The organism is Pseudomonas cuatrocienegasensis, assembly GCF_900110925.1.
Taxonomy (GTDB): domain Bacteria; phylum Pseudomonadota; class Gammaproteobacteria; order Pseudomonadales; family Pseudomonadaceae; genus Aquipseudomonas; species Aquipseudomonas cuatrocienegasensis.
This window is the reverse complement of sequence record NZ_FOFP01000015.1, coordinates 132,756-142,711: the sequence shown is the minus strand read 5'-3', so window position 1 is coordinate 142,711 and position 9,956 is coordinate 132,756. Positions and strand designations below refer to the sequence as shown.

Here is a 9,956-nt window from a genome sequence, read left to right as displayed (position 1 = left end):
TCGTCAGCCCGGCGCATTCTACACAGCTTTCGCTGCTTTGCAACCCCTCTTTTTTAAGCTAACTCATTGATTTAAAACGAGTTATCCGAGAAGTCCGCGCCGGAAGAGGTGCGCATTATAGGCACAGCAGAAATGCCGTCAAGGGTTTTATGACGATTTGATGGCAAAGCATGCTTAAAGATCAATAACCCCTGCACCAGAAGCAGAAAAGCCGCTGAAGCAAGGCTTCAACGGCTTTTTAGGTAGCAGCGAAATCAGCTGACGGATTTACGCTTACGCAACTGCAGCAGGTATTGGATCGGCCCAGAGGCCGCATAGGCCAGGAAGATCAGCAACAGAATACGCGGCGGATCACTGAAGACGACCGCGAACACCAGCACAACCGCCAAGATCGCGACAAAGGGCACGCGCCCCTTGAGATCAAGATCCTTAAAGCTGTGGTACTTGATATTGCTGACCATCAACATACCAGCCGCTGCGACCAGGATAGCCACGACAAAGGCCATGTTCGAACCCTGGATACCAAAGTCGCTGAACGCCCACACAGTACCTGCCACAACACCGGCGGCAGCCGGGCTAGCCAGGCCAATGAAGTAACGCTTGTCGGTAGTGCCGATCTGCGTGTTGAAACGCGCCAGGCGCAATGCGGCACCAGCCACATAGATGAAGGCGACCATCCAGCCGACCTTACCCATGCTGCCCAGCGCCCACTCGAATGCCAATAGCGCCGGCGCTACACCGAAGGCCACCATATCGGACAGCGAATCGTATTCTGCGCCGAAGGCACTCTGCGTATTGGTCAGACGTGCCACGCGACCATCGAGACCATCCAATACCATCGCCACGAACACGGCAGCTGCCGCTACATAGAAGTTGCCGTTCATAGCATTGATGATCGCGTAAAAGCCCGCAAACAGATTGGCGGTAGTGAACAGGTTGGGCAGCAGATAGATACCGCGATGGCGAACCTTGCGCCCTTCTGCGTCGTGCCCCTCCTCGACGTGCTCGTCGATGGGCAACAAGCTTTCAGGTTCGGGGGCCGAAGACGGCTGTTCTGGACGTTCGCTCATGAAATACACCTTGCAGCGGATTTGAAGATTCGACACGGACCTGGAGCAAGGGTTCGTCCTGGCTCCGACGTGAGTACCGGCTTTATACCAGAGCCTTGCTGCAGAATGAAAAAACGCGGCCATGGCCGCGTTTTTTTATCTCGCAGACGAGGCCTTAGTTCTTGGCTTTGTCGACGATCTTGTTGGCCGAGATCCAAGGCATCATGGAGCGCAGCTGCTCGCCGACCACTTCGATACCATGGGCCGCATTGTTGCGACGGTAGGCAGTCATCGACGGGTAGTTGGCGGCACCTTCCTGGATGAACATCTTGGCGTACTCGCCGTCTTGAATACGCTTCAGCGCATTGCGCATGGCGGCACGGGATTCAGCGTTGATGACTTCCGGACCAGTCACGTACTCGCCGTACTCGGCGTTGTTGGAGATCGAGTAGTTCATGTTGGCGATACCGCCTTCGTACATGAGGTCAACGATCAGCTTCAGCTCATGCAGGCACTCGAAGTAGGCCATTTCCGGCGCATAGCCAGCATCGACCAGGGTCTCGAAGCCAGCCTTGACCAATTCAACGCAACCGCCACAGAGAACAGCCTGCTCGCCGAACAGGTCGGTTTCGGTTTCGTCCTTGAAGGTGGTTTCGATGATACCGGTACGGCCACCGCCCACGCCCGAAGCGTAGGACAGGGCAACGTTCTTGGCGTTGCCGGAGGCGTCCTGATAGATCGCGATCAGGTCAGGGATGCCGCCGCCTTTGACGAACTCGGAGCGCACGGTGTGGCCCGGTGCTTTCGGCGCGATCATGATCACGTCGAGGTCAGCGCGTGGCACAACCTGGTTGTAGTGGATCGCAAAGCCGTGGGAGAAGGCCAGGGTGGCGCCCTTTTTGATGTTCGGCTCGATTTCATTCTTGTACAGCTGGGACTGGAACTCGTCCGGGGTCAGGATCATGACCAGGTCAGCACCGGCAACAGCAGTAGCCACGTCAGCTACTTTCAGGCCATGAGCTTCGGCCTTGGCAACAGTGGCCGAACCTTTACGCAGACCAACAGTGACGTCGACGCCGGAGTCTTTCAGGTTGCATGCCTGGGCGTGGCCCTGGGAGCCGTAACCGATGATGGCGACTTTCTTGCCCTGGATGATCGAGAGGTCACAGTCTTTGTCGTAATAAACTTTCATGGTCTTGGCTCTTTTAAGCGAAAAGGGGTGGGTGCATGCACCGCGACGGAGCCACCTTAAGCGATCCGCGCTATTGCGTAAAATGATATATTCGCAACACAACATGCCGATATGTGAAACGACTATGGACAGCCATGCACTCAGGCTCTTTCTCGCGCTGGCCGACAACCTGCACTTCGGCAAAACCAGCCGCGAGCAGCACGTCAGCCCATCAGCGCTCAGCCGCAGCATCAAACAGCTTGAAGACGAGCTTGGCGCGACGCTGTTCTTGCGCGACAACCGCTCGGTGCACCTGACCCGAGAAGGCCAACAGTTTCGCGAGTATGCAAGCGGGGTCATGAGCGGTTGGCAAGCCATACGCCAGACATTCAAGCAGGATCAGTTGATCCTGCACGGGGAGTTATCCCTCTATTGCTCGGTCACCGCCAGCTACAGCTTTCTCTATGACATTTTGAGCAGCTTTCGCCAGGACTACCCACGCATTGAAATGAAGCTGCACACTGGCGACCCGGCAAAAGCGGTCGAGCGCGTGCAGGAAGGGCTGGAAGACCTCGCCATCGGCGCCCGCCCCGACAGCCTGCCCCCCGGCGTCGAGTTTCAATCGATTGCCCGCTCCGCATTGTGCTTTATCGGCCCGCTATCGCCGCAGCTACTCACCGAAGAACAACTGAAACACCCCAGCGCGGAGACGTGGCGGGACGTGCCGATGATTCTCTCGGAAGAAGGCCTCGCGCGAACCCGCACCGACCGCTGGCTGAAAAGCCACAATATCAAGCCACGCATCTACGCCCAGGTGAGCGGCAATGAAGCCATCGTCAGCATGGTGAGCCTGGGCTTTGGTATTGGCGTGGTGCCGCAGATCGTCCTCGATAACAGCCCGCTGACTGCACGCATCCGCATCTACGATATTCAACCGCCATTAACCGCCTACGACATCGGCCTGTTCGCCCTGGGCAAGCGTCTTAAAGAGCCGTTGATCAATGCCTTCTGGAATCGTCAGGGCTGAAGCCGTTCTACGGCACCTGAAAAACAAAAAGCCCTCGGGAGAGAGTCCCCCCGAGGGCTTTTTGTTTAATCAGTACAACGCGATCAGATGCTCAACACCTTGTCGCCACGGGCGATACCGGTAACACCGCTGCGCACGGTTTCCAGAATCGAAGCCGTGCCAATGGCCTGGATAAAGCTGTCCAGCTTGTCGCTCGTACCCGCCAGCTGAATGGTGTACACGCTGGTGTTCACGTCGACGATCTGCCCACGGAAGATGTCGGTGGTGCGCTTGACCTCGGCGCGCTGGGCACCGGTGGCCTTGACCTTGACCAGCATCAGCTCGCGCTCGATGTGCGCGCTTTCTGACAGGTCGACCAGCTTGACCACTTCGATCAACTTGTTGAGGTTCTTGGTGATCTGCTCGATCACATCGTCCTGACCCACAGTAGTCAACGTCAGACGCGACAGAGTCGGGTCTTCGGTCGGTGCCACGGTCAGGCTTTCGATGTTGTAGTTGCGTTGCGAGAACAGCCCAACCACACGCGACAGTGCACCGGGCTCGTTTTCCATCAGCAGAGAGATGATGTGTCGCATGATTAGGTACGCTCCGTCTTGCTCAGCCACATATCGCGCATCGAGCCGTCTTTGATCTGCATGGGGTAGACGTGCTCACTGGTATCGACCTGGATATCGAGGAACACCAGACGATCCTTCATCGCAAACGCTTCTTCGAGCTTCGGCTTGAGGTCCTTCAGTTCGGTGATGCGGATACCGACATGGCCGTAGGCCTCGGCCAGTTTGACGAAGTCAGGCAGCGACTCCATGTAAGAGTGCGAGTGACGGCTGCCGTAGTTCATGTCCTGCCACTGGCGCACCATACCCAGCGCACCGTTATTCAGGTTGACAATTTTCACCGGCAGACCGTACTGCATGCAGGTCGACAGCTCCTGAATGTTCATCTGGATGCTGCCCTCGCCGGTTACGCAAGCAACATCATCGTCCGGGAAGCTTAGCTTCACGCCCATGGCGGCAGGAAAACCGAAGCCCATGGTGCCCAGGCCACCGGAGTTGATCCAGCGATTGGGCTTGTTGAAGCGGTAGTACTGCGCCGCGAACATCTGGTGCTGACCAACATCGGAGGTGACGAAGGCATCGCCCCGGGTGACTTCGCTGAGCATTTCGATCACGGTCTGCGGCTTGATGATGCTGCCGTCGCCCTTCTCGTAAGGGAACATACCGCGACTGCCACGCCACTCTTCGATCTGCTTCCACCAACTGGCCAGCGCGTCCTTGTTCAGGTGCTCGCCAATCTCCTTGAGGATGGCGACCATCTCGGTCAGCACGCTGTCGACCGGCCCGACGATCGGAATGTCGGCCTTGATGGTCTTGGAGATAGAGGCCGGGTCGATGTCGATATGAATGATCTTGGCGTTCGGACAGAACTTGCTCGCGCCATTGATCACCCGGTCATCGAAGCGCGCACCCACAGCCAGGATTACGTCAGCATGGTGCATGGCCAGGTTAGCGGTGTAGCTGCCGTGCATACCGAGCATGCCGAGGAACTGGCGATCGGTACCGGGATAACCACCCAGCCCCATCAGGGTGTTGGTCACCGGCAGGTTGAGCATCTGCGCCAGTTCTGTCAGCGGCGCGGCCGCACCGCCCATAATCACGCCGCCGCCGGAGTACATCACCGGGCGTTTAGCCGTCAGCAACAGCTCGGCCGCCTTGCGGATCTGCCCGGAGTGACCGCGCAGTGCCGGGCTGTAAGAGCGCAGCTTGGCTTTCTTCGGGTACACGTACTCGAATTTTTCCGCTGGGTTGGTCATGTCCTTGGGAATGTCCACAACCACCGGACCCGGGCGACCGGACTCGGCCAGGTAGAACGCCTTTTTCATGACTTCCGGGATTTCCGAGGCATGCTTGATCATGAAGCTGTGCTTCACGATAGGCCGCGAGATACCGATCATGTCGGTTTCCTGGAAGGCATCGGTGCCGACCATGTTGCTCGGGACCTGACCGGACAGGACGACCATCGGAATGGAGTCCATATAGGCCGTGGCGATCCCGGTGATCGCATTGGTCGCACCAGGACCGGAGGTCACCAGCACCACACCGGCCTTGCCGGTGGCACGGGCATATCCATCAGCCATGTGCGTGGCGGCCTGCTCGTGGCGAACCAGGATATGGCTGACTTCCGGTTCTTTGAACAGGGCATCGTAGATGTGCAGGAGGGCACCGCCCGGGTACCCATAGATATGCTTAACGCCTTCGTCACGCAAAAAGCGGACGACCATTTCAGCGCCGGATAAAAGCTCCACGTTGTTCACCTCTAAAACGCCAGAAGACCGCCCACGGTGGACGGCCCAAGATAGGTTTACTGTCAGCAGAGCATGAGCGACGGTGGTCGCCGACTACGTCAGCTACAACTGAGCAAGTATTGGGAAAGCGCCTTGGTGTTGCGGAGCATTCCCACCCAGCGCGAGGTAACGCGTTGCGGGTGTTACAGGTCGGCGCGGGTGTGCGCCTCATGTCTGCTGAGCTAAAGCCTGCTTGCGGCCGACTCCACTACAGCGAGCTTGGAATTGTTCGGATTCGGCGCCAGCAAGTCAAGTCATCCGTTGTTGATTCTCTAATCTTCTGCTGTGACGCAGCGCAGGATGACGGCACCGTGCTTTTGGTTATAGTAATGCCAGGCTATTCAGAAGCCCCAGCGCTCACCAGAAGGAAACCCCATGCGCCGCACGATCCTCGTCAGCAGCCTGCTGCTCGCCCTCAGCGCTCCCGTCATGGCCAGCCAGGTGTACAAATGGGTCGATGCCCAGGGCGTCACGCACTTCGGCGCCCAGCCGCCCCAGGGCCAACAGGCCACGCAAATCAACACCAGCGCGCCACCGCCGCGCCCTGCAGAAACACCGCCGACGCCCGCTGCGCCTACATTCGACAGCATTGCCGACCCCGAGCAGGAAGCGATCAACGAGCAGGTCCGCAAGGATGTCGCCGCCCAGGAAGCAGAGCGGCGCAAGTACTGCGAAGCGCAGCGGAACAACCTGGCTCAGCTAGAGAACAACCCGCGAGTTCGTGTCGAAGTGGATGGCGAAGTCAGGCGTTTGGGCGAAGATGAACGCCAGGCGCGCATCACGGAGGCACGCAAGGCAATAGAGGAGACCTGCAAATAACACTGCAGGGGCTCTACAGTATGAGCAGGGCAGACTTTGCCCTGCTCAGGAGGCAGAACCACCTATCAGCGCATCGAACTCACCCAGCAACACGATAAGTCCCTGGGCACGAGCTTGCTGGCCATAAACCTGCTCGGCCATCGGTTGAATGCCGGAAACCCTAGGCAACGCCGCACCGGCTTCAAGCAAATCCTTCATCCGCGGCAGAAAGATCCACTGCAGCCACTGTTCGAACGCCAGGCTGTCGACACAGAAGGGCTCTACGCTGGCGAGCGCTTCAGCGCTAGGCGCTTGCTCTTCCCACCAGCCTTGCACGCGCAACTCACGCTCGATCAGCAATATCTGTTGAGCGACTGCTGGAAAACGCGCATCCATCAGAGGTTGACCCGCGCCTGCTCACGGGCCTGAGCAGCACCTGCCGGATCACCCTGGCGCTCCCGCGCCTGGGCGATCAGGTCCCACAGGCTGGCCTGCAGCGCCGGGCGACCACTGGCATAACTCAGCCCACGCCGGGCGAACTGCTCGGCTTGAGCGGCATCACCCTGCGCCAGGCGCACTTCGGCCAGACGATAGAGCACCTGGGGCTCACGGGGTGCGATACGCTGGGCGCGCTCCAGGCTTGATGCAGCGCCATTGAGATCGCCACTTCCCTGCAGCTGCTGGGCGGATGTCAGCAAAGCCAGCACCGGGCCGTCGAGCTGCTCATCCGCGGCGAGACCACCGCCACTGGGAATCCCGCTCGGCTGGCTCGGCATAGAAGGCGCAGTGAAAGTACCACTCGACGGCGCAGCAGGTACGTCACTGCCAGAACCGAAAGTCAGCGGCTGCTGATTGGCAATACCGCCGCCGGCACCGGAAGCAGGAAACGTTTGGATCGGCGCCGAACTGCCGCCCGGCACCATGACCACCACACCGGAGTCCTCCGGCGCGCTCTGCATGGACGCCTGGGGCGCTGCACTGGCGTAACCAGCGCTGCCGCCATCCTGCAATTCGGAAGCCGAAGTACCCGAGTCGACCACTGGAATGGAACCCCGCGGGACACTGGCACAACCACCCAGAACCATAGACGCGGTTAAAACAGGAATCAGCCACTTAGCCACAACACACCCTCTCGTCTTAGTCCAACCAGCCACGTACCCAATCCATCACCGAATCGACCGGCGCCTGGATGCCGCAGGCTTGACCTGCCGCGGGTTCACTGCCGCGAATATACGGCATCTGCACCGCGCCAGGGCAGCTCGGGTCCGAGCCCTGACCAGTCGTGGGATTAATCCACGCCTGCACCACGTTGTCCGGCATCGGCATGTCCAGCGGCAAGGGGTCAGCCTTGCGCATGAAATCTGTCCAGACCTGCAAGGCACCAGTCGCGCCTGTCAGCGGCGTTGGGCCGTTGTCATCGCGGCCGAGCCAGACCACCGCCAGCACGTCTTGGCCGAAACCGGCAAACCAGCTGTCGCGCGAATCGTTACTGGTGCCGGTCTTGCCAGCCAACGCCAGGGAGGCCGGCAACTGGTTGTACACCGAGCGCCCAGTACCTTCGCGCATGGTGCGCTGCATCGCATTCTGCAACAGGTAGATAGCACCTGCATCGAAGCGCTGCTGAATCTGATACGGGTAGCGGCCAAGCGGCTGCCCTTCGGCGGTCAGCACACTGCGAATGCCGCGCAGCGGTGTGTTGAAGCCACCATTGGCCAATGTTTGGTACATCCCCGCGACGTCCAGCGGGCTCAAGGCTCCCGCCCCCAGCAACATGGACGGATAGGCCGGCCACTGGCGACTCACGCCCATCCGATCAAGGGTTTTGAGCACGGTCGGCACGCCCAGTTCCAGACCGAGCTTGGCAGTCGACAGGTTGTAGGAATGGACCAACCCCTGGTACAGGTAGATGGTGCCGTGCGCCTTGCGGTCGTAGTTCTGTGGGCGCCAGACCTGACCATCCTGCCCCTTGACCGAGAATGGCTCGTCCTCGAGGAAACTGGTCAGGGTGTATTGGCTGGGCCGTTCCAGTGCTGTGAGATAAATCGCTGGTTTGATCAGCGAGCCAATCGGCCGTACCGCATCAATCGCTCGGTTAAACCCGGCAAAGCGCGGTTGGCGACTACCGATCATCGCCTGCACTTCGCCAGTTTCCGGATTGGTCACCACCATGCCGGCTTCGACTTCGTCGACGCCCTTGCGTCCGGAAAGGCGCTTGAGGCTGTCGCTCAGCGCACTCTCAGCCTTGAGTTGGAGGATGGGATCGAAGCTGGTGAAGATTCGCAGCCCCTCTTCGGTCAGGTCTTCCTCGCGGTAGTCCTCACGTAACTGGCGCTTGACCAGATCGAGGAACGCTGGAAACGAGCTGTTAGCCATACTGCCGCGCTGGGTCACGCCCAAGGGGCGCTGTTTGGCGGTTTCAACTTCTTCGGCAGAGGCCACGCCCTGCTCAGCCAGTACGTCGAGCACCAGATTGCGCCGCTCCAGCGCACGCTCCGGATTGCGTCGTGGGTTGTAGAACGTCGGCCCTTTGACCATACCGACCAGCAAGGCCACCTGGTGCAGCTTGAGCTCCGACAGCGGCTGGCTGAAAAAATACTGGCTGGCCAAGCCGAAGCCATGCACGGCGCGCTGGCCATCCTGGCCGAGGAACACCTCGTTAAGGTAGGCCTCGAGAATCTCGCGTTTGTCGTAATGCAGCTCCAGCAGCACAGCCATCATGGCCTCGGTGGCCTTACGGGTCAGGCTGCGCTCGTTGGTCAGGTAGAAGTTTTTCACCAACTGCTGGGTCAGGGTGCTGCCACCCTGGCGCACCTGGCCGGCCGAGGCGTTAACCCAGATGGCACGGGCGACCGATTTGGGTGATACGCCGAAGTGATTGAAGAACTCGCGATCCTCAACGGCCACCAGCGTCTCGATCAGGTAGGGCGGCACCTGGTCCAGCTTGATCAGCACGCGGTCTTCCTGATGCGCCGGGTACAGGCCGCCGATCAGCATCGGCTCCAGGCGTGCAACAGCCAGATTGCTGCCATTGGCCTGGCTCAGCGCCGCCACGTAATCGCCCGAAAAGCGCACACGTACACGCTGTGACGGCTCATTGCCTTCGTAGAATTGAAAGCCCCGCGAGTGCAACTCGATGGTATTGCCAGCCACCGACACACCACCCGGCCCATCGACCGCAGTTTCGCGGCGATAGCCCAGGGCATCGACTTCCTTGAGGAAGTCATCCTTGGCCAGTTTCTGCCCGACGAACAGCTCAAGCGGCCGGGCATAAACCTTGGCTGGCACGGTCCAGCGTTTGCCGGAGAACTTCTCCTGGACCACGGCATCGAGGTAAACCGCAAAGCCAGCCAGCACCACCAGACCGACCAGGCCGAGCTTCACAGCCCAGCCAAGCAGTGGACGCAGGCCGCGCGAAGGGCGGCGTTTAGAACGGGAACGGGGGGATCGGGTACGAGTCATGGCGCGGCATTATACGCACTTTGCTGCAGCCGAGCAGGCGCAGGACAGGCGGTTTGCAGGCGGCCTCACAGCGTCCATAATGCCGCCTCTAAATCTCTCGACACCCCAAGG

The 9,956-nt window shown here is 59.7% G+C and carries 9 protein-coding genes; 2 read left to right on the top strand and 7 right to left on the bottom strand.

Features of this window, described 5'->3' with window-relative positions; translation table 11 throughout:
• Positions 1–254: 254 nt before the first annotated feature.
• On the bottom strand, positions 255–1,070 hold the full coding sequence (gene pssA / locus BMW49_RS18915; protein ID WP_069521585.1) for a CDP-diacylglycerol--serine O-phosphatidyltransferase: 816 nt from the start codon (positions 1,068–1,070) through the stop codon (positions 255–257).
• A 154-nt stretch (positions 1,071–1,224) separates the two neighbouring features.
• Positions 1,225–2,241, bottom strand: a complete 1,017-nt coding sequence (gene ilvC, locus BMW49_RS18910) for a ketol-acid reductoisomerase (protein WP_069521583.1) — start codon at positions 2,239–2,241, stop codon at positions 1,225–1,227.
• A gap of 124 nt (positions 2,242–2,365) precedes the next feature.
• Between ilvC and ilvY the strand changes: the two genes are divergently transcribed.
• Positions 2,366–3,247: an HTH-type transcriptional activator IlvY gene (gene ilvY, locus BMW49_RS18905; RefSeq protein WP_069521581.1), complete on the top strand. Its 882-nt coding sequence runs from the start codon at positions 2,366–2,368 to the stop codon at positions 3,245–3,247.
• Positions 3,248–3,330: 83 nt separating this feature from the next.
• Here the strand turns inward: ilvY and ilvN are convergent, their stop codons facing one another.
• Both ilvN and BMW49_RS18895 read right to left on the bottom strand, forming a co-directional pair.
• Positions 3,331–3,822, bottom strand: coding sequence for an acetolactate synthase small subunit (gene ilvN, locus BMW49_RS18900; protein WP_069521579.1), 492 nt, complete (start codon positions 3,820–3,822; stop codon positions 3,331–3,333).
• A 2-nt stretch (positions 3,823–3,824) separates the two neighbouring features.
• Positions 3,825–5,549, bottom strand: a complete 1,725-nt coding sequence (locus BMW49_RS18895; protein WP_069521594.1) for an acetolactate synthase 3 large subunit — start codon at positions 5,547–5,549, stop codon at positions 3,825–3,827.
• A gap of 414 nt (positions 5,550–5,963) precedes the next feature.
• On the opposite strand from BMW49_RS18895, the gene BMW49_RS18890 reads away from it, so the two are divergent.
• Entirely contained in the window at positions 5,964–6,407 is a 444-nt protein-coding gene (locus tag BMW49_RS18890; RefSeq protein ID WP_069521576.1) for a DUF4124 domain-containing protein, read from the top strand.
• A 45-nt stretch (positions 6,408–6,452) separates the two neighbouring features.
• Here BMW49_RS18890 and BMW49_RS18885 read toward each other — a convergent pair whose 3' ends face one another.
• From BMW49_RS18885 to mrcB, 3 genes are read right to left on the bottom strand one after another with little or no spacing between them, the layout of a single operon-like run.
• Positions 6,453–6,782 (bottom strand): YqcC family protein, encoded by a 330-nt coding sequence (locus tag BMW49_RS18885; RefSeq protein ID WP_069521574.1) that lies wholly within the window; start codon positions 6,780–6,782, stop codon positions 6,453–6,455.
• Positions 6,782–7,471: a tetratricopeptide repeat protein gene (locus BMW49_RS18880; protein WP_218187058.1), complete on the bottom strand. Its 690-nt coding sequence runs from the start codon at positions 7,469–7,471 to the stop codon at positions 6,782–6,784. The genes BMW49_RS18885 and BMW49_RS18880 overlap by 1 nt, the downstream gene beginning before the upstream one ends.
• 52 nt (positions 7,472–7,523) lie before the next feature.
• The gene (mrcB, locus tag BMW49_RS18875) at positions 7,524–9,845 is read right to left on the bottom strand and encodes a penicillin-binding protein 1B (RefSeq protein WP_083251828.1); all 2,322 of its coding nucleotides are present in this window, start codon (positions 9,843–9,845) and stop codon (positions 7,524–7,526) included.
• Positions 9,846–9,956 lie beyond the last annotated feature (111 nt).

Coding starts and splice junctions, on each gene's coding strand:
- ilvN (WP_069521579.1), bottom strand. CDS start 3,822: ATGCGACACATCATCTCTCTGCTGATGGAAAACGAGCCCGGTGCACTG.
- BMW49_RS18890 (WP_069521576.1), top strand. CDS start 5,964: ATGCGCCGCACGATCCTCGTCAGCAGCCTGCTGCTCGCCCTCAGCGCT.
- BMW49_RS18880 (WP_218187058.1), bottom strand. CDS start 7,471: ATGGTTCTGGGTGGTTGTGCCAGTGTCCCGCGGGGTTCCATTCCAGTG.
- BMW49_RS18885 (WP_069521574.1), bottom strand. CDS start 6,782: ATGGATGCGCGTTTTCCAGCAGTCGCTCAACAGATATTGCTGATCGAG.
- ilvC (WP_069521583.1), bottom strand. CDS start 2,241: ATGAAAGTTTATTACGACAAAGACTGTGACCTCTCGATCATCCAGGGC.
- mrcB (WP_083251828.1), bottom strand. CDS start 9,845: ATGACTCGTACCCGATCCCCCCGTTCCCGTTCTAAACGCCGCCCTTCG.
- pssA (WP_069521585.1), bottom strand. CDS start 1,070: ATGAGCGAACGTCCAGAACAGCCGTCTTCGGCCCCCGAACCTGAAAGC.
- ilvY (WP_069521581.1), top strand. CDS start 2,366: ATGGACAGCCATGCACTCAGGCTCTTTCTCGCGCTGGCCGACAACCTG.